The 25,768-nt window shown below is 56.9% G+C and carries 25 protein-coding genes; 5 read left to right on the top strand and 20 right to left on the bottom strand.

What is annotated here, in order from left to right; all coding sequences use genetic code 11:
* The first annotated feature begins 326 nt into the window (after window positions 1-326).
* Window positions 327-1,640, top strand: coding sequence for a glutamate/aspartate:proton symporter GltP (gene gltP, locus O1722_RS21495; protein WP_015570199.1), 1,314 nt, complete (start codon window positions 327-329; stop codon window positions 1,638-1,640).
* Window positions 1,641-1,720: 80 nt separating this feature from the next.
* Here the strand turns inward: gltP and O1722_RS21490 are convergent, their stop codons facing one another.
* The 3 genes from O1722_RS21490 to fdhF all read right to left on the bottom strand — a co-directional run bounded on the left by O1722_RS21490 (window position 1,721) and on the right by fdhF (window position 5,138).
* The gene (locus O1722_RS21490) at window positions 1,721-2,395 is read right to left on the bottom strand and encodes a tetratricopeptide repeat protein (RefSeq protein ID WP_033488131.1); all 675 of its coding nucleotides are present in this window, start codon (window positions 2,393-2,395) and stop codon (window positions 1,721-1,723) included.
* Between the two features lie 121 nt (window positions 2,396-2,516).
* On the bottom strand, window positions 2,517-2,669 hold the full coding sequence (locus tag O1722_RS21485; protein WP_022646767.1) for a Hok/Gef family protein: 153 nt from the start codon (window positions 2,667-2,669) through the stop codon (window positions 2,517-2,519).
* A 321-nt stretch (window positions 2,670-2,990) separates the two neighbouring features.
* Window positions 2,991-5,138, bottom strand: a complete 2,148-nt coding sequence (gene fdhF / locus O1722_RS21480; protein ID WP_080398135.1) for a formate dehydrogenase subunit alpha — start codon at window positions 5,136-5,138, stop codon at window positions 2,991-2,993.
* 256 nt (window positions 5,139-5,394) lie between these two features.
* On the opposite strand from fdhF, the gene O1722_RS21475 reads away from it, so the two are divergent.
* Window positions 5,395-6,126, top strand: a complete 732-nt coding sequence (locus tag O1722_RS21475) for a response regulator (protein ID WP_015570202.1) — start codon at window positions 5,395-5,397, stop codon at window positions 6,124-6,126.
* On the opposite strand, the gene O1722_RS21470 is transcribed toward O1722_RS21475, so the two are convergent.
* The 6 genes from O1722_RS21470 to O1722_RS21445 form a co-directional block, all read right to left on the bottom strand.
* Window positions 6,108-7,127, bottom strand: a complete 1,020-nt coding sequence (locus O1722_RS21470; RefSeq protein WP_058686543.1) for a carbohydrate kinase family protein — start codon at window positions 7,125-7,127, stop codon at window positions 6,108-6,110. The two genes, O1722_RS21475 and O1722_RS21470, sit on opposite strands and share 19 nt — an antisense overlap.
* Window positions 7,127-7,987, bottom strand: a complete 861-nt coding sequence (locus tag O1722_RS21465) for a ketose 1,6-bisphosphate aldolase (protein WP_058686544.1) — start codon at window positions 7,985-7,987, stop codon at window positions 7,127-7,129. The genes O1722_RS21470 and O1722_RS21465 overlap by 1 nt, the downstream gene beginning before the upstream one ends.
* A 10-nt stretch (window positions 7,988-7,997) precedes the next feature.
* Window positions 7,998-8,684 carry a D-lyxose/D-mannose isomerase gene (locus O1722_RS21460; RefSeq protein WP_058686545.1) on the bottom strand — a complete coding sequence of 229 codons (687 nt, stop codon included), beginning with the start codon at window positions 8,682-8,684 and terminating at the stop codon, window positions 7,998-8,000.
* 98 nt (window positions 8,685-8,782) lie between these two features.
* Window positions 8,783-9,724, bottom strand: a complete 942-nt coding sequence (locus O1722_RS21455) for an ABC transporter substrate-binding protein (RefSeq protein WP_058686546.1) — start codon at window positions 9,722-9,724, stop codon at window positions 8,783-8,785.
* Window positions 9,725-9,752: 28 nt separating this feature from the next.
* A complete protein-coding gene (locus tag O1722_RS21450) occupies window positions 9,753-10,748 on the bottom strand; it encodes an ABC transporter permease subunit (RefSeq protein ID WP_003860239.1) in 996 nt (331 codons plus the stop codon).
* A gap of 2 nt (window positions 10,749-10,750) precedes the next feature.
* On the bottom strand, window positions 10,751-12,265 hold the full coding sequence (locus tag O1722_RS21445; protein ID WP_058686547.1) for a sugar ABC transporter ATP-binding protein: 1,515 nt from the start codon (window positions 12,263-12,265) through the stop codon (window positions 10,751-10,753).
* A 181-nt stretch (window positions 12,266-12,446) separates the two neighbouring features.
* Here O1722_RS21445 and O1722_RS21440 point away from each other — a divergent pair, with 181 nt between their 5' ends.
* Window positions 12,447-14,744: a hybrid sensor histidine kinase/response regulator gene (locus O1722_RS21440; protein WP_058686548.1), complete on the top strand. Its 2,298-nt coding sequence runs from the start codon at window positions 12,447-12,449 to the stop codon at window positions 14,742-14,744.
* Here the strand turns inward: O1722_RS21440 and alsK are convergent.
* From alsK to O1722_RS21410, 6 genes are all read right to left on the bottom strand, one after another.
* Complete coding sequence (alsK, locus tag O1722_RS21435) at window positions 14,677-15,621, bottom strand: allose kinase (RefSeq protein WP_026094412.1); 945 nt, start codon at window positions 15,619-15,621, stop codon at window positions 14,677-14,679. The two genes, O1722_RS21440 and alsK, sit on opposite strands and share 68 nt — an antisense overlap.
* Window positions 15,605-16,300, bottom strand: coding sequence for a D-allulose 6-phosphate 3-epimerase (gene alsE, locus O1722_RS21430; protein ID WP_015570210.1), 696 nt, complete (start codon window positions 16,298-16,300; stop codon window positions 15,605-15,607). Before alsE ends, alsK begins: the two co-directional genes overlap by 17 nt.
* A 10-nt stretch (window positions 16,301-16,310) precedes the next feature.
* Window positions 16,311-17,291 carry a D-allose ABC transporter permease gene (gene alsC / locus O1722_RS21425; RefSeq protein ID WP_017382644.1) on the bottom strand — a complete coding sequence of 327 codons (981 nt, stop codon included), beginning with the start codon at window positions 17,289-17,291 and terminating at the stop codon, window positions 16,311-16,313.
* Window positions 17,270-18,802 (bottom strand): D-allose ABC transporter ATP-binding protein AlsA, encoded by a 1,533-nt coding sequence (gene alsA, locus O1722_RS21420; RefSeq protein WP_017694707.1) that lies wholly within the window; start codon window positions 18,800-18,802, stop codon window positions 17,270-17,272. Before alsA ends, alsC begins: the two co-directional genes overlap by 22 nt.
* Before the next feature lie 76 nt (window positions 18,803-18,878).
* On the bottom strand, window positions 18,879-19,814 hold the full coding sequence (gene alsB, locus O1722_RS21415; RefSeq protein ID WP_058686550.1) for a D-allose transporter substrate-binding protein: 936 nt from the start codon (window positions 19,812-19,814) through the stop codon (window positions 18,879-18,881).
* 64 nt (window positions 19,815-19,878) lie between these two features.
* Entirely contained in the window at window positions 19,879-20,769 is an 891-nt protein-coding gene (locus tag O1722_RS21410; RefSeq protein ID WP_015570213.1) for a MurR/RpiR family transcriptional regulator, read from the bottom strand.
* Between the two features lie 351 nt (window positions 20,770-21,120).
* Between O1722_RS21410 and rpiB the strand changes: the two genes are divergently transcribed.
* Window positions 21,121-21,570, top strand: a complete 450-nt coding sequence (gene rpiB, locus O1722_RS21405) for a bifunctional allose-6-phosphate isomerase/ribose-5-phosphate isomerase RpiB (protein ID WP_023295775.1) — start codon at window positions 21,121-21,123, stop codon at window positions 21,568-21,570.
* 69 nt (window positions 21,571-21,639) lie between these two features.
* Window positions 21,640-21,963 carry a DDRRRQL repeat protein YjdP gene (yjdP, locus tag O1722_RS21400; protein ID WP_017382647.1) on the top strand — a complete coding sequence of 108 codons (324 nt, stop codon included), beginning with the start codon at window positions 21,640-21,642 and terminating at the stop codon, window positions 21,961-21,963.
* Window positions 21,964-22,017: 54 nt separating this feature from the next.
* Here yjdP and phnP read toward each other — a convergent pair whose 3' ends face one another.
* The 5 genes from phnP to phnL are packed head-to-tail and all read right to left on the bottom strand — an operon-like array spanning window position 22,018 to window position 25,574.
* Window positions 22,018-22,776 carry a phosphonate metabolism protein PhnP gene (gene phnP / locus O1722_RS21395; RefSeq protein ID WP_058686551.1) on the bottom strand — a complete coding sequence of 253 codons (759 nt, stop codon included), beginning with the start codon at window positions 22,774-22,776 and terminating at the stop codon, window positions 22,018-22,020.
* Window positions 22,777-22,785: 9 nt separating this feature from the next.
* A complete protein-coding gene (gene phnO / locus O1722_RS21390) occupies window positions 22,786-23,220 on the bottom strand; it encodes an aminoalkylphosphonate N-acetyltransferase (protein ID WP_015570217.1) in 435 nt (144 codons plus the stop codon).
* Entirely contained in the window at window positions 23,213-23,764 is a 552-nt protein-coding gene (phnN, locus tag O1722_RS21385; protein ID WP_032104477.1) for a ribose 1,5-bisphosphokinase, read from the bottom strand. Before phnN ends, phnO begins: the two co-directional genes overlap by 8 nt.
* On the bottom strand, window positions 23,761-24,897 hold the full coding sequence (gene phnM / locus O1722_RS21380) for an alpha-D-ribose 1-methylphosphonate 5-triphosphate diphosphatase (RefSeq protein WP_015570219.1): 1,137 nt from the start codon (window positions 24,895-24,897) through the stop codon (window positions 23,761-23,763). Before phnM ends, phnN begins: the two co-directional genes overlap by 4 nt.
* On the bottom strand, window positions 24,894-25,574 hold the full coding sequence (gene phnL, locus O1722_RS21375) for a phosphonate C-P lyase system protein PhnL (RefSeq protein WP_015570220.1): 681 nt from the start codon (window positions 25,572-25,574) through the stop codon (window positions 24,894-24,896). Before phnL ends, phnM begins: the two co-directional genes overlap by 4 nt.
* Window positions 25,575-25,768: the final 194 nt, after the last annotated feature.

The raw sequence follows: 25,768 nt of genomic DNA, 5'->3' as shown, positions 1-25,768 counted from the left end.
GCAATGTCTGAAGAGTATGAAAATTGAGCGAATGAAACTTTGAAGGGAAATAATTCACCTGAAGAATTATTCACTTTTTTGAAGTGAAAATATTTTGTATAACAAATGGTTATTTATGCGAATTGCTATAAATTGCCGTCAATGACACTTTTTGCAGTGAAATGCCTTGTTCTTTAAGGCTTGCGCAGCATGCCGTGCAAATGATACTCATACGGCGCGTTAAAAAATCCCATAAACCAACGCAACACAATTCATACCCTTTCAGTATGTCTCCATATTCATGCAGTTTTGATGGTACGGAGATTTCATTGAGGAAGTCAGTTTCTATGAAAAATTTGAAAGTCAGCCTGGCCTGGCAGATCCTGCTGGCCCTTGTGCTGGGCATCTTGCTGGGCAGTTACCTCCATTATCATAGCGACAGCCGCGAGTGGCTGATTGCGAACCTTCTCTCCCCTGCGGGCGATATCTTTATTCATCTGATCAAGATGATTGTTGTGCCGATTGTGATCTCGACGCTGGTGGTCGGTATCGCGGGTGTCGGTGATGCGAAACAGTTAGGCCGCATCGGCGTTAAAACTATTCTCTATTTCGAAGTGATCACCACGGTTGCCATCGTTCTTGGCATCACCCTGGCGAATGTGTTCCAGCCTGGTGCCGGGATCGATATGTCGCAGCTGGCGACGGTGGATATTTCGAAATACCAAAGCACAACCGCCGATGTGCAGAGCCATTCGCATGGACTGATGGGGACTATTCTCTCGCTGGTGCCGACCAACATTATCGCGTCCATGGCGAAGGGCGAGATGCTGCCGATCATCTTCTTCTCGGTACTCTTTGGTCTGGGGCTTTCTTCCCTGCCCGCGACGCACCGTGAACCGCTGGTCACCGTGTTCCGATCTGTCTCCGAAACCATGTTCAAAGTCACCCACATGGTGATGCGCTATGCGCCGGTCGGGGTATTCGCGCTGATTGCGGTGACCGTAGCGAACTTCGGCTTTGCCTCCCTGTGGCCGCTGGCGAAGCTGGTGATTCTGGTGCACTTCGCGATTCTGTTCTTCGCGCTGGTAGTGCTGGGCATTGTGGCGCGCCTGTGCGGGCTCAGCATCTGGATCCTGATCCGCATCCTGAAGGATGAGCTGATTCTGGCCTACTCCACGGCAAGCTCCGAGAGCGTGCTGCCGCGTATCATTGAGAAGATGGAGGCCTACGGTGCGCCGGCGTCCATTACCAGCTTCGTGGTGCCAACGGGCTACTCCTTTAACCTGGATGGTTCGACGCTGTATCAGAGTATTGCGGCAATCTTTATCGCGCAGCTGTACGGCATTGACCTGTCGCTGTGGCAGGAGATCGTGCTGGTTCTGACGCTGATGGTGACTTCAAAAGGCATCGCAGGCGTGCCGGGCGTCTCCTTCGTGGTGCTGCTGGCGACGCTGGGCAGCGTCGGTATTCCGCTGGAAGGCCTGGCGTTTATTGCCGGTGTGGACCGTATCCTCGACATGGCGCGTACTGCGCTGAACGTGGTGGGTAATGCGCTGGCGGTGCTGGTAATCTCCAAGTGGGAACACAAGTTCGACCGTAAAAAAGCGCTGGCGTATGAACGCGAGGTGCTGGGTCGTTTTGATAAAACGGCTGACCAGTAACATTCTAAGCCCGGTGGCGCTGCGCTTACCGGGCCTACGGGTTTTGTAGGCCGGGTAAGGCGAAGCCGCCACCCGGCACGTTATTCCCCGCTCAACGCATCAAACTCTTCACACCCGGTATCAAACCCTTCGGTACAGCTCAGGTTTAACCAGTAAAGCGCTTTCTGTTTATTCGGTGTGATAAAGCCTTTCTCACCCTGCCTGAACAGCATTCCTGCCCAGTACTCCGCATAGCCCGTCCGGGACAGAGCCGAACTCCGCTTGAACCACGATGCGGCCTGCACGTCATCCTGAGGAACATCAACGCCATTGGCATAGATCAGCCCCAGCAGCTGTTGCGCATCTACCGCCGAGTCGCTATCGATGTCTTCGGTCGCCGATTGCAGCAGTGCGATGGCCTGCGGGTAGTCGGTTTTGCCCGCCTGCGTGTTCACCAGCACCCGCGCCAGCATGATCGCGCCGCGTTTGCTGCCCGCAATGTTTGCCTGCTGGGCCAGGGCTTTGGCCTGCGCATAGTCACCCTGCGAAAAGTGGATTTGCGACAGCAGCGCCATGGCGTCGACATCACCGCCTTTTGCCGCTTTTTCCGCCCACAGCGCCGCCTGCGCGCTGTCGCCGGAACTGAACCAGGTATCGGCAAGATAATACTGCGCGCGCGCATCGCCTGCTTCAGCCTGCTTTTTATACTGGCTGCCTATCTCATCGGCATGGGCAAACGCGGTTAAAAATAACAACATCAGAAAAAGGGTTTTCATGGATTCTTATCATCTGGGTACACGCCGCGCAGTATAATCGCGGCGACAGAAGAAAAAAACGGGTGCGTTAAGACCTCAGCATCCCACAAGCCGGGCGGAACACGCGTTCCGCCCGAAGAGGTTAGCCTGCGTTACAGGCTAATTTCGCCGCCACCTCCTGATGTTCACTCTTTATTGAAAACTCACATAAGTTACCGCGAGTAATAAAGGTAAAGATCACTATCGTCAGGCAAATAATAAAGACGATGCCTAACGCAGTTTTTAATGGCGTCATGCCTTTTACTCCTTGTGAAAAAAAGAATAAGAGGCTACTCTCAACCTGTTGGGGGTTGAGGGGTAGCCTCGGGTAAATGCAAATTTCCCGGGGCTTTCCACTTTCTGTCCCTCAACAATGCTCAAGACAGAAAGTCTTAAGCACCCGCCGCATATCTTATCCCTCTGAATTAAAATGCAAAGATGTAATTAATTTTCGCGCAAATTACATTTTTTCTGCGAGACATCTTCAGAAATATATATAGATGTAATTAATAGCGATGCCAGAAATAATAATGGGGTGAATATCTCACCCCATTTAGTCAGCGATTAATTAACGGCTTCATCCCATTGCGCTTTCGCGCAGGCGGGCTTTCAGCTTGTTATATTCGTCGATCACATACTGTTCCGCAGCGTGTTGATCCGCTATTGGCTCCACGTTTACGGCGCAGTATTTATACTCCGGCGTTTTGGTTATCGGGCTTAAGTTCTCCGTCACCAGCTCGTTACAGGCGCCAATCCACCACTGGTAGGTCATATAGACTGCCCCTTTGTTCGGACGGTCGCTGACCTGCGCGCGGGTAATGATGCGGCCCTTACGCGAGTTCACCCACACCAGCGCTTCATCTTCAATACCGAGCCGTTCGGCATCGGCGGTGTTGATCTGCGCGTAGCCCGGTTCATCCGCCAGCGCCGCCAGCGCGGCGCAGTTGCCGGTCATGGAGCGGCAGGAGTAGTGGCCCACTTCACGCACGGTGGAGAGCACCATCGGATACTCGTCGGTGAGCTTATCGATCGGCGCGACCCAGTCGCAGGTGAAGAACTGCGCCAGCCCGTTCGGGGTGTCGAACTTCTCTTTAAAGAGGTATGACGTCCCCTGATCGGATTCTGACTCATCCCGGCACGGCCACTGGATGTAGCCCAGCTCACCCATTTTTTCATAGGTTGCCCCATAAAAGTCCGGACACAGATGCCGCAACTCGTCCCAGATCTCCTGGGTGTTGTTGTAGTGCATCGGGTAGCCCATGCGGGTGGCGATTTCGCTGATGATTTGCCAGTCTGTTTTCAGATCCCACTTCGGCTCGACGGCCTTGAAGAAGCGCTGGAAGCCGCGGTCTGCCGCCGTATAGACACCTTCATGCTCGCCCCAGGAGGTCGACGGCAGAATCACATCCGCCGCCGCCGCGGTTTTGGTCATAAAGATATCCTGGACAATCACCAGCTCCAGATCCTCAAAGCCTTTGCGCACTGCGGAAAGTTCGGCGTCGGTCTGGAGCGGATCTTCACCCATGATGTAGGCCGCACGTACTTCACCGTGAGCCGCGCGGTGCGGCAGCTCGCTGATGCGGTATCCGGTGTGTGCCGGCAGACTTTCCACGCCCCAGGCCTTCGCAAACTTCTCGCGGTTTTCCGGGAACTTCACGTACTGGTAGCCCGGATAGGTGTCCGGCAGCGCGCCCATATCACACGCACCCTGCACGTTATTCTGACCACGCACCGGGTTCACGCCCACATGCGCTTTACCCAGATTGCCGGTCAGCATGGCGAGGCTGGTGAGCGAGCGCACGGTTTCCACACCCTGGTAGAACTGGGTCACGCCCATGCCCCACAGGATGGCGGCGGTTTTCGCTCCGGCGTACATCCGCGCCGCCTGGCGGATCTCCTGCGTGCTGACGCCGGTTATCGCCTCTACTGACTCCGGCGTATAGCCTTCGACAATCTTGCGATACTCTTCAAACCCTTCCGTACGGCTCGCGACAAACGCCTGGTCGTAGAGGTTCTCCTCAATAATGACGTGCCCCATCGCATTCAACAGCGCGATGTTCGAGCCGTTTTTCAGTGCGATGTGCATATCCGCAATGCGCGCGGTTTCAATTTTACGCGGATCGCAGACGATGATTTTCGCCCCGTTCTGTTTGGCGCGAATAACGTGATTCGCGACGATAGGGTGAGAATCCGCCGGGTTATAGCCGAAGATGAACACCAGATCGGTGTTATCTATCTCATTGATGGCATTACTCATTGCGCCGTTACCGACCGACTGGTGCAGACCTGCAACCGATGGGCCGTGTCAGACGCGAGCGCAGCAGTCGACGTTATTGGTACCAATAACGGCGCGCGCGAATTTTTGCATCACATAGTTGGTTTCATTTCCGGTTCCGCGTGAGGAGCCGGTGGTCTGAATCGCATCCGGGCCATACTTGGCCTTGATGGCGCTGAGGCGCGTGGCGACGTAATCCAGCGCTTCATTCCAGGAGACGGCTTCCAGCTTGCCGCCGCGCTCGCGGCGGATCATAGGGGTTTTCAGGCGCGGCGTGAGGATTTGGGTATCGTTAATAAAATCCCAGCCGTAGTACCCTTTCAGGCACAGCGTGCCCTGATTGGTTTTACCCTGCGCCGCTTCCGCCCGGACGATTTTGCCGTTATCGACCACCAGGTGGATCTTGCAACCTGAGGCACAATAAGGGCAAACCGTGACGACTTTTTTCATCACTTTGCTCCAGTTAAACAGTTCTTACCTGCCCAATATGCAGCTTCTATGCCATGTTTTTACTATGGGTATTTCCTGACTTTACGGCCCTTTGCGGGGCAAAACCCTGACGAAAAACAGCCAATCGTCAAAATTGACGTGTCGAAAGGGCAGGGGATGTGACATGGATTGAAATTCCGTCACGTAAAAAACAATTCGGCTGGAGCCGGCGGCAGAATGGTTCAGACTTAACATAATTCCCTGACGGAAGCATGCGATGAAACCGGCGATTCTGGTGGTTGATGATGATGTCGCAGTCTGCGAACTGCTACAGGATGTGCTCAGCGAGCACGTCTTTACCGTGCTGACGTGTCACACCGGTCAGGACGCGGTGAACCGTGTCCAGCAGGATCCCGGCATTGCGCTGGTTCTGCTGGACATGATGCTGCCGGATATCAACGGATTACAGGTTTTGCTGCAACTGCAAAAGCAGCGACCATCGCTACCGGTGGTGATGCTGACGGGGCTGGGAAGTGAATCAGATGTGGTCGTCGGGCTGGAAATGGGCGCCGATGATTACATCGGAAAACCGTTCAATCCGCGCGTGGTGGTCGCCCGCGTTAAGGCGGTGCTGCGTCGAACCGGCGCGCTGGACGCGGAGCCTGCCGCGCCGCGCGTTGAAGGTATTACCTTTAACGGCTGGACGCTGGACACCACCCGCTGCGAGCTGAGCGATCCGCAGCGTAATACCGTGCCGTTAACCCAGGGCGAATACGGCCTGCTGCTGGCATTAACGCAAAACGCCCGCCGGGTACTGAGTCGTGAACAGCTGCTGGAGCTGACCCACAGCGAAAGCGCCGAGGTCTTTGACCGCACTATCGACGTGTTGATCATGCGGCTACGGCGAAAAATTGAGGTCAATCCGCACCAGCCTTTGCTGATCAAAACCATTCGCGGTCTGGGCTATGTTTTTGCCACGGACGTTTCCCATCATGAGAAAGCCGCCTGACCGTTCTCCTGAATAAACGCCTGAAGCTCGGCCAGCGTTTTCGCGCCGTCAATCGCATCGGCCGCCAGCAGGCTGGCCCGCGCGCAGGCGTGCGCCAGATAAATACTCTCGGTAAGCGACAGCGATTCATGGCAACCGTATAAAAAGCCTGCGCAAAACGCGTCGCCCGCACCGACGCTGCCGATAATCTCGTCCTGCGTCAGCTTCCACGAAGGAACCCATTGCCCTTTTTCACCCGGCGCTTCACCCCATGCCCCTTCCGGACAGTGGATCACTACCCGCTGCCGCACGCCTGCCGCCAGCAACTGTGCGGCAGCGTCGGCGATATGGACCATGTTCAGCGCACCATGACCGTCGCGGATCTCAAGCCCGCTAAACTCACCGGCTTCCAGCTCGTTAATCACCAGATAATCAAGATGACGCAGGGCAGGGAGCACCAGCGGCTGATAGCGCGGATCGCCCTTGCGGGAGACCAGATCGAGCGAGGTTTCATACCCCTGATCGCGCATCTGTGCCAGTAACCGCGCGCTGCGGGTGCCAAACTCCTCGTCCGGCATGTCCAGGCTGTCGAGCAGCAGCAGATAGCCGAGATGGAAGATCTTCAGCGATCCGTCTAAACGATCGAAGGCGGGAAGATCCAGCAGGCGGTTGGCGCCCGGCGAGTGAAAAAAGGTGCGCTGTCCGCTGGGGTCGGTCATCACCTGCGACATCGACGTTGGGGCGAACGTCGTGCGCTGCACGCGCTGGCGATTGACGTGATACTGGTCGAGCATCGCCAGAATATAGTCTCCGTCGCTGTCTTCCCCAATCAGCCCCACCGCCTGTAACGGCAGGCCGACGTGCATTTTCGCCAGCGTCAGCAGAACGTTGAGCGGCGCACCGCCGGTTGAGCGTTCGCTGTGGGTGATTTCCGCCAGCCAGCCGCGCTCCGGCCACTGTACGATCTGGTGGACGTGATCCACCAGCATGTTGCCTGCGGCGATAATCCCTTTGCGTTCCATTATGCCTGCCCCGCGCTGCCGAAGATGCGCATCTGCTCCGCGACCGTATCGGTAATGGCCTCTTCAATGCCCAGCAGCAGTTCGGCAAACTCATCGTACAGCGGCTGGCGGTTCGCCATGCGCTGCTCAACGGCGGCGAGCGCGGCCTGCGACATGCCGGTATAAAAATTGATTTTATGAATGCCCAGCTCGATAGCGCGGCGGAAGTCGGCATCGCTAATTCCCGAGCCGCCGTGTAAAACCAGCGGCAGCCCCGTCTGCTGGCGAATGGCGTCCAGACGCGTGAAATCAAGCTTCGGCTCGCCCTTGTATTTCCCGTGCGCGTTGCCAATGGCGACCGCCAGCGCGTCAATGCCGGTTGAATCGACAAATTCGCGCGCCAGCTGCGGGTCGGTAAAGAACGCTTCATCCGCATGCCCATACAGCGCGCCGCCTTCATCTCCGCCGACTGCGCCCAGCTCCGCCTCCACCGAGACGCCCACCGCGTGGCACATCTTCACCACTTCCCGGGTCTGGCGGATATTTTCTTCATAGCTCAGCGTCGAGCCGTCGAACATCACCGAGCTGAACCCTAAGCGCAGGGTGCGCACGACGGCCTCAAAATGCAGCCCGTGGTCGAGGTTAAGCACCACGGGAATATCGTGACGGGCGGCTTCGAACTTCACTGCTTCGACAAGCGACTCAAGAGACACGTACTTAAAATGCACTTCGGCGATGTTGATGATAAACGGCGAGCGTTCCTGCTTCGCGGCGGCAAACAGCGCGCGCAGAAAATGGGAGTCGAGAACGTTGAACGCGCCCAGGGCGTAGCGGTGTTCTCTGGCGTGTGCCAGACCGTCGGCAAGAGAAATCAATGGCATCATTCACTCCTTATATCCGAAACAGGTTGTACTCGTTGCACAGCACCAGCACCGCCGGTTCGTCTTCTTCGATGGTGTTGTAGCGATCGATGGGCTGTAAAAAGTGGTTGTCGTGTTCATCGTCATTGACCGACGACACTTCGCCCACCAGCACGTCGCCAAAGCCGCGTTCACCCCAGAAACTGTGGTACAGGCCGGGCGTCAGGCAGATGCTTTCCCCAGGCGTGAGGCGCAGCTGGCTGCCGGGCGCGTGCGTCTGCCGACAGCCGTCTATCGTGACGATCACGTCGGTGTTTTCGGTCTCCTCATGCGCCCCCGCATTCCATAACTCAATAATCAGATTCCCGCCGCCGCGGTTGATGATGTCCTCCCGCTTGCGCCAGTGGAAATGCATCGGCGTCACCTGGCCGTCGCGGACGTGCATGATTTTTTCGGCATAGCACTTCTCATAAGGCACGCCGTTGGGGGAGCCGTTGCGCAGGGTAAACAGCGTCAGCCCCTGTGCGGCAAAGCTGTTGCAGCCAAACGCCGTCACGTCCCAGCCGAGCCTGAGGTCGAACACCTCCTGCCAGGCGGCCTGGTCAAGCTGCTGCCATTTTGTTGGCGGAAAGCTGGCAAACGGTGGGAGATGCACGTTGTGCATGGAGAAGAACTGCCGCGTGTGGCCGAGGATTTCATTGATGTCGGAGCGTTTCATGGGGACTCCTTGCGTTTTATGCCACCCCCTCACCCCGGCCCTCTCCCTCAAGGGAGAGGGGGAGAGGGTTAGGGTGAGGGCATCAGGCCGCACCGGGGTTACTTAACCGTCCACCCCTTATACGTGCCGACGTTCTTTTTATCGATCATCGTCACCGGGATCAGCACAGGCTCTTTCGGCGCAGGTTTGCCCTGAAGAATGTCATAGCCGATCTCCACCGCCTTCGCCGCCATCACCTGCGGATCCTGCGCCGGCGTCGCCACAAACAGGGAGTTTTCGCGCTTCAGAGCTTCTTCACCGTCCGGGCTGCCATCCACGCCAACGATAAAGAACTCATTACGTTGAGCCTGTTTCGCCGCCAGATCGGCACCGATCGCCGTCGGATCGTTAATTGCGAATACGCCGTCGATCTTCGGATTGGCCGCCAGCAGGGAGGTCATGACCTCCAGTCCGCCTTCGCGGCTGCCTTTGGCGTTCTGATTATCCGAGAGCACTTTGATATCCGGGTGGCGCTTAAACTCGGTCTGGCAGCCTTCCACGCGGTTTTGTACCGCAGAAACCGGCGGCCCGTTGATGATCACCACGTTGCCTTGACCTTTCAGGCGGTCGGTTATGTACTTACAGGCCATCTCCCCCGCCTGGGTGTTATCGGAGGTGATGGTCGCATCAGCCCCTTCCGCCGCCACGTCAACCGCCACGACCACGATCCCCGCCTCTTTGGCGCGTTTTACCGCCGGGCCGATCCCTTTGGAATCCGCAGCGTTGAGGATGATCATGTCCACTTTCGCGGCAATGAAGTTGTCGATCTGCGACACCTGCTGGCCCAGATCGTACCCGCTGGAGACCAGCGTCACCTTGACGTTATCCCCCGCCAGCTTGCGCGCTTCCAGCTCGGCGCCTTTGGTGATCTGCACGAAGAACGGGTTAGCCAGGTCGCCCACCGTCACGCCGATGGACTTCAGATCTTTTGCCTGCGCAAACGGGGTTGCGGCCAGCAGCGCGCCAGCACAGAGCGCGGTCACTAAGGGCTTCAATCTCATGCTGTATTCCTCTCGTAGGGTATTGTTGTTATGCACTTTGATGGTGTCGGGTACGGTATTTGTCGATCAGCACCGCTATGATGATCACCGCCCCTTTGATCACCAGCTGCCAGAAGTAGGAGACGCCCATCAGCGTCATGCCGTTATTGAGGGTGGCGATGATCAATGCACCGACCAGCGTGCCGGTGATCGTGCCGATCCCGCCGACGAAGCTGGTTCCGCCGAGGATCACCGCCGCAATCGCATCCAGCTCGTACCCCGTGCCGAGGTTGCCGTTGGCGCTGTAGAGGCGCGAGGCGCTCATCACGCCGCCTAATCCCGAGAGCAGGCCGCTCATGCCGTAGACAAACAGCAGCACCAGCCAGACCTTGATGCCGGTTAAGCGTGCCGCCTGCATATTGCCGCCGACCGCATAGATGTGAACGCCGAGGGTTGTGCGACGCAGAATAAACCAGCACACCACAATCACCGCCAGGGCGATCACCACCAGCCACGGAATCGGGCCGAGGTAGTTGTTGCCGATCCACTCGAAGTTAATGTTGGAGTTAATGACCGTCGTGCCGTCCGCCAGCAGATACGCCGCGCCGCGCAGTGCCGTATAGGTGCCGAGGGTGACGATAAACGGCGGCAGCCCGGCAAAGGCCACCAGCGCGCCGTTGAACAGCCCCAGCACCATACCGAGCATCAGCGCCGCCGGAATGGAGAGCATCGCAAATTCCGGGATAAGCGAGACCACCATCGCCGCTACCGCCGTAGTGCCCAGAATCGAGCCCACAGAGAGGTCAATCCCGCCGGTCAGGATGATGAAGGTCATCCCCGCCGCCAGCACGATGTTGATCGACGCCTGCCGGGTAATATTCAGCAGGTTGCTCTCGGTGAAAAAGTTCGGGGCGATGAAGCCAAATACCGCCACAATCAGGATTAAAATTGGCAAAATGCCGATCGTTTGCATCAGATCGCTCATCAGCATTTTTTTGGCGGAGGCGGATTTCGCTACCTGCTGCGGATGGGTTGGAGTTGTCATAATTACACCGCCTGATGATGTGTGTCGTTCACGCCGGTTGCCAGCGTCATAATGTTTTCCTGAGAGATGTCGCGTCCGTGGAGTTCACCCGCGATGCTGCCTTCCCGCATCACGTACACCCGGTCGCTCATGCCCACCACTTCCGGCAGCTCGCTGGAGATCATCAGAATCGCCACCCCTTTGCGCGCCATCTGGTTCATGATGCGGTAGATCTCGCTTTTCGCGCCGACGTCCACGCCGCGCGTAGGTTCGTCCAGAATCAGAATGCGCGGGCCAATCGCCACCCAGCGGGAGATCAGCAGCTTTTGCTGGTTGCCGCCGGAGAGCCCGCCCGCGCGCACCTGAGAATGCGGCACGCGGATATTGAGCAGGGCGATGGCGTCATCGGAAATAGACTGCGCTTTTTTGCGGTTCAGCCAGCCGAAGGTGGCGTCGCGCTCCAGCGTCGCCATGGTGATGTTCTCCTGCGCCGCCAGCTCCAGAAACAGCCCCTGCTCCTTGCGGTTCTCGGTAAGAAAACCGATGCCGTTTTCAATGGCCGCGCGCGGGGAGTGGATCACCACCGGTTCGCCGTCGACCTCGATCATGCCGCCGGTGGCTTTGCGCACGCCGAAGATCAGCTGCGCCAGCTCGGAGCGACCGGCCCCGACCAGCCCCGCCAGCCCGACGATTTCACCGGAGCGAACCTGCAAACTGCACGGCAGCACTTTTTTGCCATCTGTCAGGTGGTGCACGTTCAGACGCGGGCTGCCGAGCGGAATATCGCGCTCTTTGTTAAACAGATCGCTGAGCGGGCGGCCCACCATCATGCGCACCAACTCAGAGGCATTCAGCTTGTCGCGCGTCAGGCTGCCGACGTACTGCCCGTCGCGCAGGACGCTGACGCGATCGGAAAGCTCATACACTTCCGCCATGCGGTGGCTGATGTAGATAATCGCCATCCCTTCATCGCGCAGGCGCAAAATCAGTTCAAACAGGCGGTGCGTTTCGCGCGAAGAGAGGGCGGCGGTGGGTTCATCCATCACCAGAATGCGGCTGTTGCGGTGCAGCGCGCGGGCGATCTCCACCTGCTGTTGCTCAGCGATGGTCAGCTTCATGACCAGGTCGGTGGCGCTGAACTGCGCGCCCAGACGGTCAATGACCGCCTGCGCCTGGGCTGCCATCTCTTTGCGCTGGACCAGCCCGCCGCGCGTCAGCTCGCTGCCGAGAAAAATGTTTTCCGCCACGGTCAGGTTAGGAGCAAGCTGCATCTCCTGATAAATCAGGGTAATGCCTGCGGCCAGCGCATCCTTCGGACCTTTGATGTGAAACGGCTGACCGTCGATGAGGATGTCGCCGCTGCTGGCGGTATAAGCGCCTGCGAGGATCTTCATCAGCGTGCTTTTTCCGGCGCCGTTTTCCCCCATCAGCGCGTGGATCTCTCCGGGGAAAACCGTCAAATCCACACCCTTGAGCGCGTGGAAATTGCCAAACGTCTTGGCAATGTGGCGCATCTCTAAAACCGGGGTTCTGCTCATGGCGGATCTCCTGTGAATGTCGATATCTGCACTTCATCACAGGTGCGTAAATGCAAAATGTCAGAAGCTGTTCATATTTGTCATAGTTATGAATAGCTAATCGCCATCACATTTTCCTTTTCCCTCTCCCTGTGGGAGAGGGCCAGGGTGAGGGCACCAAACCGCAGAGGAGCCCAAACCCATGTCTTCACGCCCCCCGTTCTTCACCAGCGCCCGCGGTCGCCTGCTGATATTTAACCTGCTGGTGGTGGCGGTAACGCTGATGGTAAGCGGCGTGGCGGTGCTCGGCTTTCGTCATGCCAGCCAGATCCAGGAGCAGGTGCAGCAGCAAACGCTGGATGATATGACTGGCAGCATGAACCTCGCGCGTGATACCGCGAATGTGGCGACGGCGGCGGTGCGGCTGTCGCAGGTAGTCGGTGCGCTGGAGTACAAAGGCGAAGCCGAGCGGCTGAAGCAGATGCAAACGGCGCTGCGCCACTCGCTGGAGCAGCTTGCCGATGCGCCGCTGGCGCAGCAGGAGCCGGCGCTGGTGGCGCGTATTATTCGCAGGAGCAATGAGTTACAGCAGAGCGTGACGGGAATGCTGGAGCGCGGGCAAAAACGGCATCTGGAGCGTAACGCGCTGCTCAGCGCGCTGTATCAAAGCCAAAGCTATCTGCGTCATTTGCAGGATATCAACCGCCGTTACGCGAGCAATGTGCCAGACGCCCGGCAGCTTGCAGAGATGGACAGGCTGATCGTTGCCGCCATTGATACCCCTTCACCGCGCGCCACGGTGCAGCAGCTGGACGCAGTAACCGCGATGTTACCCGCGAGCGCCCTGCAACCGGTGGTCAACCTGGTGCTCCCGGATTTTAATGATGAACTGCGCAAGCTCGCGCCACTGTCAAAGCAGCTGGAGGAGAGCGATCTGTCCATCAGCTGGTATATGTTCCACATCAAGGCGCTGGTGGCGATATTAAACCGCGACATCAATCAGTACGTTGAACAGGTGGCGCAGGCCTCCCGGCTGCGTACCGCCCAAAGCCACCAGGAGCTGCGCTCCATCAGCGTGTTTATCAGCGTCTTCGCGGTGCTGGCGCTGATCATCACCGGCTGCGCCTGCTGGTATATTTACCGCAATCTGGGCTCCAACCTGACGGCTATCTCAAGGGCAATGTCGCGCCTCGCTCACGGCGAGCAGGATGTGTCGGTGCCCGCGCTACAGCGGCGTGATGAGCTGGGGGAACTGGCGCGCGCGTTTAACGTTTTTGCCCGCAATACCGCTTCGCTGGAGCACACCACGCGGCTGCTGAAGGAGAAGACCTCGCAGATGGAGGTCGACCGCATCGAACGTCAGGGGCTGGAGGAGGCGCTGCTGCACAGCCAGAAAATGAAGGCGGTCGGGCAACTGACGGGCGGGCTGGCGCATGATTTTAATAACCTGCTGGCGGTGATTATCGGCAGTCTGGAGCTGACCGATTCAGCGTCACCGGACGCGCCGCGCATCACTCGTGCGCTCAAAGCCGCGGAACGCGGGGCCATGCTTACCCAGCGTCTGCTGGCCTTCTCGCGCAAGCAATCCCTGCAACCCCATGCGGTAGAGATGAAGCCGCTGCTGGAGAACCTGAGCGAGCTGATGCGGCACTCGCTTCCCGCCACGCTGACGCTGGATATTGAAGCGCAAACCCCCGCCTGGCCCGCATGGATTGACGTCAGCCAGCTGGAAAACGCCATTATCAACCTGGTAATGAACGCCCGTGATGCAATGGAGGGGCAAAACGGTGTGATTAAAATCCGCACCTGGAACCAGCGTGTGACCCGCAGCGACGGGCGCAGGCAGGATATGGTCGCGCTGGAGGTGATTGACCACGGCTGTGGGATGTCGCAGGAGGTGAAATCGCAGGTCTTTGAACCGTTCTTCACCACCAAACAGACCGGCAGCGGCAGCGGGTTAGGGCTGTCGATGGTGTACGGCTTTGTGCGTCAGTCCGGGGGGCGCGTTGAGATCGAAAGCGCGCCGGGGCAGGGAACCACCGTGCGGCTCCAGCTGCCGCGCTCGACGCTGCCCGCGTTCTCCGATGATGCCGCGCTGGCGACCACGGCCCCGGCAGAGAGTGAGCTGCTTGTGCTGGTCCTGGAAGATGAGGCGGGCATGCGGCAGACCCTGTGCGAGCAACTGCACCAGCTTGGCTACCTGACGCTTGAAGCCGAAAACGGCGAGCAGGCGCTGAACATGCTGGACGCGTCCCCGGATATCGGCATGTTTATCAGCGACCTGATGTTGCCGGGCGGCCTGAGTGGTGCGGAGGTGATCGGCCATGTACGCAGCCACTATCCGCAGTTGCCGGTGCTGCTGATCAGCGGACAGGATTTGCGCCCGGCGCATAACCCGCAGCTGCCGGACGTTCAGTTACTGCGAAAACCGTTCACCCGCGCACAGCTGGCGCAGGCGCTGCGCAAGGTGATGGCAGGAATCGGCAGCGAGCCAGGGTAGCGGCCCCCTGAGCGCCGTTAAAAGACGACGACGAGGCAGGGATAAATTTCACGGACTCATGCGGCAGCGGGCGGCGCAAATGCTGCTTTATCCCGACAATCAGCGCTTCGCGCGGAAAGCCAGGCATATCCATTACGCCGCCACCGAGGATCACCGCATCCGGATCGAACAGATTTACACTGGTGGCAATGGCGCGGGCTGCATGATTCAGGAGTTGCTGTACGAAGGGGTCATCGGGTACGGCTGAAAAGATATCTCCCATCGCATACTCGCGGGGCTGCTGTTCGTACCACTGTTTCAATGCGATACCGGAACAAACCGTTTCCAGACATCCCGGGTTGCCACAACCACAGTGCCGCGTCATATCCCCCTGTGGAATATGCCCGAGCTCGCCCGCTACGCCGTGCGCGCCCGTCCATGGAGCACCGTTTAGCCAGATGGCAAATCCCATGCCGGTGCCAAGATAGGCCGCCAGAACCTCTTGCTGCTGGAGATTGTGTTGCACCACGTCAAACGAAAGCTGAAGGTTAACGTCGCGGGAAAATTCGACCGGGCAGCCTAGCGCATCTTCAAGTTTGCCCGCCAGATCGCGGAGCTCATTCGCCTGCAAAGGCAGATTTGGCGTCGAAATAATGGTGCGTTTGTCTTTGCCGACCAGTGCCGGAAAGCCCATGACCAGACCGCGACAGTGAACCTGTAAATGACGCAGCTGAGCCGTGATCATTTCCGTCACGCCGCACACCACACCAGAGCGGATAACCTCCGCGGTGCGCTGTTTTTCACAATGCAACACCGCACCGTCGGCCGTTTGCAGGCAAAAACGGATATGAGTGGCCCCCATATCCACTCCGGCGACGACATCAGGCTGTTTTTGCATGAGGAACAACCTCGTTTCGTGCCGACAGGATCTGCCCGGCCATAAGCTGCCATGCATCCCCGATATTCTCTGCATGGTTGAACAGACCAGACGTTCCGACGATAAAGACATCTGCGCCGGCGGCCATCAGTTTTTTATAGGTGGCCTGATTGCATGAGCCATCGATCTCAATCTCATAGCTCAGCCCTTCGCGTTCGCGCCAGGCTTTCAGCTCGGCAATTTTCTCCAGCATTTCCGGAATGAACGGCTGCCCGGCAAAGCCTGGATCGACGGTCATCACGGTGATTTTGTCCGCCTTATGAATATAGTATTTCATTGCCTCAACCGGGGTTTCCGGGTTGAGGATGAGTCCCACCTTCATACCGTGACGACGGATCTCTTCAATCAGGCGGAAAGCCTGACCGTTGATGGTCTCCGGGTGCAGTGTGATGAAGTCTGCTCCGGCCTGCGCCAGCTGGCTTATGTAGTCCTGCGGGCGAGTCACCATCAGGTGACAGTCCAGTGGTTTGGTGGCGAGCTTCTTCACCTGGCCGACAAAGAACGGAGACAGCGTCAGATTAGGCACAAAGTGGCCGTCCATGATGTCGATATGGAAGTAGTCCGCGTGCTGGTCAATAAATTCGATCTGTTCTTTGAATTTCAGCAGATCCATACACATCAGGGAGGGTGAAATTTTCATAGTGATTTCCTTACTTACTGATCAATCTGTCGAGGGCAACAGCGGCGATAATCAACCCGCCCATTACCACCAGCTGGTAGTAGGTTTGTACCTGTAAGATATTGAGTCCGTTATTGATGGTGCCGATGATGAGACCACCAATCACGACCGAGAAGATGCGGCCTTTACCGCCGAAGAAGCTGGTTCCGCCGATGATGGCGCTGGCGATGGCGTATGTTTCAAATCCCATCCCGGCCAGCGGCTCCGCTGCGCCCAGACGCGCAGTCGACACCACGCCCGCCAGCCCGGCGCATACTCCAGAAATAATGAACACCACCAGAATATGAAACTTCACGTCGATGCCGGAGTAGAACGCCGAGTTTTTGTTACCGCCCAGGGCGTAGATATTGCGCCCCAGCCGCATACGGGTGGTGAGGAACCAGAGGATCACCGCGACGATCAGCGAGAAGATGACCGGTACGGGTATCCCGAGGACGCTGGCAGCGAAGAAGTTTACAAAATCGAACGAGAAGCCATAGACGGAGTTAGCATCGGAAATCACCAGCGTGATGCCGCGAAAAATGGCGTTAGTACCGAGAGTGATAATGAACGGATGTAGCCCGGTCCAGTTGACCAGACAGCCATTGATCGCCCCCAGCGCGCCGCCGACCAGTACGCCGCCAATCAGTGCTGCAAAAAACGGGTCGACACCAGCCAGCATCAGTTTGGCAGTCACCATGCCGGAGAGTGCCAGAATGGCTCCGACGGACAGATCAATACCCGCGACAAGGATGGCAAAGAATTCGCCCATCCCGATCAGCACCGTTACCGAGCTCTGGACAAAAATCTGCGTGATGTTGTTGGTGGTGAGGAAGTACTCCGATGACAGCGTGCCAAAGATGGCGACTATAATCGCGAGGATAAAAAAGGTACCGTACTTGTCCCAGAACAGCGCGAAGTTAAATGGCTTTTTCTCCGCCATATCGCCTTTCACTCTTGTGGTAATGCCCATGCCATGATCTCCTCTTCGCTCATGTCGTCGCGATTGGTCAGGATTTGCGTCAGCCGCCCTTCGCAGAACACGGCGATGCGGTCGCAGACGGCGATAATTTCAGGTAATTCAGATGACACCATCAGGATGACCTTGCCTTCGTCAGCCAGCTGGCGCATCACCTTGTAGATTTCGGCCTTTGCGCCGACGTCGATGCCTCGCGTGGGTTCATCAAAAATGATGACGTCCGGGTTGCAACACAGCCATTTAGAAATCAGCACCTTTTGCTGATTGCCGCCGGAGAGTTCGGTGATGTTTTGCTCTACGCTATGGCACTTCAACGCCAGCAACTGGCGCTGTGCTTCGGCGGTCTTGCGTTCTTCATGCTCGCGAAAGAGCCCCATGGCCCCTTTATAGCCACCGTTTTTCAGGCTCTGGCTGACGGCCATGTTTTGGGCGATAGAGAAATTAGGGAAAAAGCCATTTTCGCGGCGGCTTTCGGTGATGTAGGCCATCCCTTTTTTCAACGCATCCAGAGGCGAACGCGGGGAGATGGTTTTGCCGTTGAGGCGAATTTCACCGCTCGCGCGTTTATCCACGCCGAAGAGACAGTCCATCAGTTCGGTACGTCCCGAGCCGACCAGACCCGCAAAACCCAGTATTTCGCCGCGGTTCACGCTGAACGAAATATCTCGCACTTTTTTCTTGTCCCGGCTGGTGACGTTGTTCACCTCAAACACCGTGTCGCGTTCGATGTTGCCGGTGCTCTCTTTCATGGCGTTAAAGCGGTTTTGCAGTTCGCGGCCGACCATCAGGCGCACAATGTCGTCGTTTGAAACGTCACTCACCAGGCCACTGCATACGCTGGAACCGTCTTTCATTACCGTGTAGCGGTCGCAGATGCGGCGGATTTCCGCGAGCTTATGCGAGATATAGACAATGGCGGTGCCTTCTTTACGCAGCTGATTCATGATCAAGAAAAGATAATCCACCTCTTTATTGGTTAATGAAGATGTGGGTTCATCCATAATGATCACTTTGGCATCGAGCATTAAGGTTTTCGCAATTTCCAGCATCTGTTTATGGCTGATGGATAAATTCGCTACTTTTTCATCTAAATCGACTTTTAATCCGACGCGTAAGAGCATCATCGCACCGCGAATGCGCATCTCTTTCCAGTCAATAATCCTGATGCCACAAACCTTTTTAGTCAGGTGACGGCCTATATATAGATTTTCCAGCACGGTTAATTCATCAATAACGCTGAGTTCCTGATATATAATGCCGATGCCCAGTTGTGCTGCCAGTTTATGATCCAATTTGTCGTAATTCTTTTCATTAATAATAATGGAGCCTTTGGTCGGCTCATGAATTCCCGACAATACTTTCATTAAGGTTGATTTACCGGCACCATTCTCCCCTAATAACGCGTGGATCTCATGAGGGTATATAGTTAAATCAACCGATTTTAATGCGTGAACCGGACCAAAGGATTTGCCGATCCCCGCCATCGAGATATATGGCGTGACCATGTTTATTTCCTTCTCTGTTCACCCTCTCCCTGTGGGAGAGGGCCGGAGTGAGGGCATCAAGCCGCACAGTTCTGCGTTATTTTGTCACCAGAATCGAATCCACCAACTTGAATTCAGGCGTTTTTTCCAGCGGGATGACTTTCCCGGTTTTCGCGGCATCCACCATTAATTTCAGGCCGGTCGCCCCGATGTCCGCCGGGTTTTGTGCGACGGTTGCCGTCATCTGACCGGCTTCGACCATCTTACGCGCCTCTGGAATACCATCGGTGCCGACCACCAGCACTTTGCCAATTTTACCGGTGTTTGCCACCGCCTGCGCCACGCCCATCGCCATGGTATCGTTCGCGCAGTAGAAGGCTTTCAGATTCGGGTTTCGTTGCAGCACGTTGGTTGCCACATCCAGAGCTTTAATGCGATCCCAGTCAGCGGGCTGGCTGGCAACCAGCTTAATTTGGTTTGCTTTTTTGAAGGCTTCTGTTGCGCCATTGCGGCGCGCCTCGCCCGATGCGTTACCGGCTTTACCCTCAATGATTGCGACTTCGCCCCCCTCCGCACCAAGTTTATTGATAATAAAATCGGCCCCTTTTGCGCCGACGGCCACGTTGTCCGTTGTGACAAACCCCTCTACATTGCCACCTGCTTTTTTCAGGTTATCCATATCGATTTTTTCATCGAGATTCACCAGATAGAGACCTTTCTGCCAGGCGCGCGCGACGGGCATGACCAGATTCACGGAGGAGAGTGGGGCAAAAGCGATACCCTTGTATTTTTTATTACTCAGATCTTCGAACAGCTGTAGCTGGGACTGAAAATCCCCTTCTGACGGCGAGGCAAAAATATCAACGCTTACTCCCAGGGTTTTGGCTTCATCTTCAATCCCTTTCTTCATATCCACCCAGAATGGATTGGAGAGCGTTTTTAATACCACCGCATATTCCGCAGCAGCAAACGCGCTGGTGGATAACATTAAGCCCATAGCGGCGCCGCTGAAATATTTCAGATATTTATTCATAGCAGTGTTCTCAATGTAGGGTATGTTGTTGTTAATCCCGCCTGAGCAGGATTAACCTTTTAATTTACTTCAGTGCGCCAGGAGAGAAGAAATCCACAATAGCGCCGGTTTTTTGCATATTAAGTGTGGCCTGTTCGATATTTTGTTGTGCAACGGAAACAAATAACGCATCTAATAATGTAAGCTGTAATATACGCGCGGAGGCGTTGCGCCCTAATAACGGGGTCTCTGGTGCTGGCGAACAAATAATATAATCAGCAAGTTTAGCAATCGGCGAATGGTAGCTATGGGTAATACAGATAATTTTGGCGCCGTTCTTTTTTGCTAACTCAACTGCTGCTTTCACATCACTGGTGCGGCCGGAATGGGAGACCACCAGTACCACATCCCCTTCCTTCAGCAGCGATGCCGACATCATCATAATGTGCGCGTCCTGATACGACTGGCAGCGCACGCCGATGCGTAGAAACTTATGCTGGATGTCGGCACAAATAGCGTTAGAACCCCCCACACCGTACAGATCGCGCTGGTTGGCCTGGGCGAAGAAACGTGCCGCGCGGTGAATTTCATCCACGTTCACTATCGACTGGCCTTCCATAATGGTGCGCAGCGTAATATTGAACACTTTGTTAACCACATCCTGTGGTGCTTCATCAAAAGCGAGTTCCGCAGGTAATACTTGTTCGGATTGCGAGAAGTAGTCGACCAGCGCCGCACGCAGGTTACGGAAACCGCTAAAGCCGAGCAGTTTGGCCACTTTCACGATCATCGCTTCCGACACCATCAGCGTTTCGGCAACGTCTTTAATCGCAGGCGCGCCGCTCAGGTTACCCGGCTGGAGCAGCCAGTCGACGATACGGCTTTCGTTGTCGGTCATGCCTTCCTGCTTCATGCGCAGGTACGGTGCAAGGCCAATGCCGTTAGGCAGCTCTTTTTTAAATTCTGACTGACTCATCGCTCTCTTTTGTCCTTAAAAATGAAGACGACACTATATCACCACACTCTGGCATGAAAATATGCTGGCAACTTCACAATGTTTGGAAATTCATAAAGTTTTATTTTCTGTGAAGTTTTGATGGGCGGTTGCTTTAGGATTCCCTTGAAAATCAATAATATAATTATGACACGTTAACGGATTTTAATGCATGCCGTAAGAAATATACCGTCATGAGAGAGTTGAAATGTCAAAGTCATGGGTGTAGAACACGCGCAGAACTCGATGGTTTTGAGGTTTTATTGCACAACTGACCGGTCTTAAATCACAACTCCATCGAGTTCGTAAAGTTAACCCACGATGAGGTTTATTATGAAAAAGATTGCATTTGGCTGCGATCACGTAGGTTTTATGCTGAAAGAGGATATTCTGGCCCATCTGCGCGCGCGTGGCATCGACGTGGTGGATAAAGGCACCTGTTCCCCGGAGCGTACTGACTACCCGTATTATGCCAGCGCGGTTGCACAGGCTATTATCGATAAGGAGGTGGATGGCGGCATCCTGATCTGCGGAACGGGGGTAGGGATCTCCATTACGGCCAATAAGTTCCCGGGCATCCGCGCAGTGGTCTGTAGCGAACCTTATTCAGCTCAGCTTTCAAGGCAGCATAACAACACGAATGTGCTGGCATTTGGTTCGCGCGTGGTCGGACTGGAGCTGGCAAAAATGATCGTCGATGCCTGGCTAAATGCACCGTTTGAAGGGGGACGACATCAGGCGCGAGTCGATGCGATAGGGGCGATTGAACAGGCCAGGAATTGAGATTCCTCCGCTACCCCGGTTCCCTGCCATTCATTACCGTAAGGCCAGTTCACCTGCGAGTCTGGCCTTATGAAACGTTACTCTACCGCTCTGTTATTGGGTCTGCTGACTTTAACCAGCCAACTGGCGCATGCCGATGTGATTGATGATGCCATTGGCAATATTCAGCAGGCGATCAACGACGCCTATAACCCCGGCAGCAGCCGTAATGATGACGACGACGATCGTTACGATCGCAGCCGTCAAACCGACAGCCGCCAGTACGACGATCGTCGTCGACAGTTAGAAGATCGACGCCAGCGTTTAGACGAGCGTCAGCGGCAGCTGGATGACGATCGGCGTCGGTTAGAAGAGGATGAGCGCCGGTTAGAGGATGATTACGATCGGTGGTAACCCCGGTATTGCAACGCACAGGCCGGGTAAGGCGCAGCCGCCACCCGGCAAAACCTAATCCAGTACCAGCACCATCCCGTCATACCCCGCTTCAATGCCGGACGGCAGCGGGTTATTCATCATCCACACGTCAAACTGATGGCTGATATGCGTCAGGATCACCTGCGGACAGCCAATCACCTCGTTCAGCGCAATCACCGTATTCAAGTCACAATGGTTGCGCGGCGTCTCCGGGCGCGGTTCATGGCTACAGTCGATAATCATCGCCTGCGGCTGATTGTTTAGCAGAAACGTCACCGTTTTATCCGGTAGCCCGGCGGTATCAGAAAGCCACGCCACGCGGCTGTGGGCGGACTCCAGCAGATAGCCAAACGTGAGTTTTGAATGGTTGAGCGGCAGCGGCGTGACCCGCAAGCCCTGAAGTTCAAACATCACAAACGGCTCCACCGTGTGGCTGAAATCGAGAAGGCCCGGATGCCTGAACAGGTCGTCACAGCCTGCGTCGTCCGGCGGACCGTAAACCGGAATGGTCGCTCCCACGCCCCAGCGCAGAGGAAACAGCCCCTGAACGTGATCCATATGATAATGGGTAAGCAAAAACTGCCTGAAACTCCCCGCGGGCCAGTCGTCCATCAGGTGTGGAATACCCGCGTCCAGCAAGGTGACCGCATCGTTGAATTTCACCGCCGCGCTACAGGGGCGACGGCGATAATTTTCCTGTAAACGCGCCCGTCGGCACGCCGAGCAGTCGCAGCCAAACACCGGCACCAGCTGCGCCCCTCCGGTTCCTGTCAGCGTGATCGTCAGACTCATAACGCACCTCTACAGCGGTTTGGTGAAGCGGAAATGGCTTTGCGTATATCCTTCACGAACATAAAAACGGTGCGCGTCCACGCGCTTCACGCTGGTGGAAAGCTCGGTCAGCTCGGCGCCTGCCTGTCGCGCGACGTCCTCTGCCCAGGCCAGCAGCTGGCTGCCCACTTTTAATCCGCGCGCCTGCGGCATCACCACCAGCTCCTGGATCTCGCCGATCCAGCGGGCGTGATGCAGGTGAAACTGCATATGCAGGCCGATCATACCGATGATCTGCCCGTCCAGCTCGGCCAGCTGGTAACGCATATTGTGATCCTGCAAGTTGGCCAGATACCCGGCGTGAAACGCCTGATGATCGAACTCGGCCTGCTTAAGTTCACAGATCAGCGCGTAAACGATCGGCGCATCGTCGGCGGTGGCGGGGCGAAGCTGGCAGTCAGGCATGCTGTTTCTCCTTCTGGCGAATAAGCGATAGCAAGGTCTCGACTGACTGTAGCAAACTTCCGTCGTTATTGAGGAGATGGCAACCCGACGGGGTGTAGCGTGCCGCCCGTTCCAGCCGCTGGTCGATCTCGCGCGCGTTTTCGCGCCCCCGCTTTTGCAGCCGGCTACGGAGAACGTCCGGGGAAACCTGCAAACAGACCGGGAGCAGCGCCGCTTCGTACCGGGCGCGAGCCTGCGGGAGATGCGCCCGCGAGCCGTTAACCAGTACGTCGAACCCCGCATGCAGCCAGAGGTCAATCTCAATACCGACGCCATAGTAGTAACCGTTGGCATGCCAGCTCAGCGCCAGCAGGTTTTGTCCGGCGCGGGTAAAAAACTCCTGCTCGCTCAGGGCGATATGGTTCTCGCTTCCGGCGTTGGCATCGCGCGTGATATAGCGGTGCGCCACCAGCAGCTGTGAATGTTCCCGCTGCCGTAACGCCGACAGCAGGCTGTCCTTCCCGGAGCCGGACGGGCCCATTAACCAGATGAGTCTTCCCATCAGAATACCCTTTTTCCCTGACGCCAGACGTGGTCGATATGAATGTGCTCGCCCTTACGGTGGGCGAGCACCAGATCGGCCCGTTTCCCCTCGGCAATTTCACCGCGATCGTGAAGATTAAGCGCGCTGGCCGGGTTTTTCGTCACCAGGCGAATCGCCTGTGGCAGCGTGAAGCTGTTGTTCTCGTCGTCCGCGACGCGGAAGGCCGCGTCCAGCAGGCTGGCGGGGTAATAGTCAGAGGAGAGGATATCCAGCAGGCCGAGCGAGGCGAGCCTGCTTGCCGCCACGTTGCCGGAGTGCGATCCGCCGCGCACGATATTTGGCGCGCCCATCAGGACGTTCATGCCGTGCTTACGCGATGCCTCTGCCGCTTCAAACGTGGTGGGAAATTCAGCTATCACGCTGCCAAGCTGGTGGGATTCGCGCACGTGATCGTGCGTGGCGTCGTCATGGCTGGCCAGGGCAATATTCCGGTCCCGGCACATGGCGGCAATGGAGAGGCGATTCGGCTGCGACCACTGGGCCGCAAGCTGGAGCTGCTCTTCTTCGTAGCGCGCCATCTCCGCGTCGTTGAGCGAATATTTGCCCTGATAGTATTCGCGATACTTTTCAATGTTGGCGAACTGGCGCTGCCCCGGCGAGTGATCCATCAGGGAAACCAGCGAGACCGGCTCGCGGCCCACCAGCTTCTCAAACAGCGGCAGGGTGGTGTGGTGCGGCAACTCGCAACGCAGGTGCAGGCGGTGCTCGGCGCGGTTGAGGCCGCGCTTTTGCGTCTCCTCCACGGCGTTGATCATCTTCTCCAGATTCTCCAGGCGATCGCCGCCGTCGCGCACGTCGCCAATCGCCACCGCGTCCAGCACCGTGGTGATGCCGCTGGCGACCATCAGCGCGTCGTGGCTGCTCATCGCTGAATGAGCAGGCCAGTCCACCTTTGGGCGCGGGGTGAAGAATTTATCGAGATTATCGGTATGCAGCTCAATCAGCCCCGGCAGCAGCCAGCCGCCTTCGCCGTCCATCGCTTCAGGAGTGCGGCTCCGGGTTTCGGCAAAGGCGCGGATGACACCGTCCCGCACCTCAACCGAGCCGTTCACGACCTCATTTTCCAGCACCAGCCTGACATTATTAATAATCATACGTTTGTCCCCATCGGGTGCAGTCTGTCCGCCACGCGTTGGCGTACGGCGTCGTCGTGGAAGATCCCGACGATCGCCGCGCCGCGCGCTTTGGCCTGTTCGATCAGTTCCATCACCGCTGCGCTGTTCTTACTGTCGAGCGAGGCGGTGGGTTCATCCAGGAGTAAAATCGGGTAATCGACGATAAAGCCGCGGGCGATGTTGACGCGCTGCTGCTCGCCGCCGGAAAAGGTCGACGGGGCGAGGTGCCACAGACGCTCCGGTACGTTGAGGCGCGTCAGCAGGCTGGCGGCTTTAGCGGCGCAGGTTTCGCGCGGCACGCCGAGATCCAGCAGGGGTTGCATGACCACGTCCAGGGCGGAGATCCGCGGGATCACTCGCAGGAACTGGCTGACCCAGCCGATCGTCGAGCGGCGCACTTCCAGCACTTTGCGCGCGGGAGCCTGAACCAGATCGACCCATTCATTGTTATGGCGAATATGAATATGGCCTTCGTCCGGCAGGTAGTTGGCATACAGGGAGCGCAGCAGGGTGGATTTTCCGCTGCCGGAATGGCCATGCAGCACCACGCATTCGCCGTTGCTGACCTCTAACGAGGCATTTTGCAGTACCGGCAGGCGGACGCCGTTTTGCTGGTGGAGCACAAAGGTTTTACTGACATTTTCAACGTGGATCATTTTGGCCTCGCGATTCGTTTTGCCGGGTGGCGGCTTCGCCTTACCCGGCCTACGGGTGCGGTGTTCGTTTTGCCGGGTGGCGGCTTCGCCTTACCCGGCCTACGGGTGCGGTGTTCGTTTTGCCGGGTGGCGGCTTCGCCTTACCCGGCCTACGGGTGCGGTGTTCGTTTTGCCGGGTGGCGGCTTCGCCTTAC

It is taken from the genome of Enterobacter cloacae complex sp. HYC003_NIDB (assembly GCF_056673375.1).
This window is presented reverse-complemented; position numbering and strand designations above follow the sequence as displayed.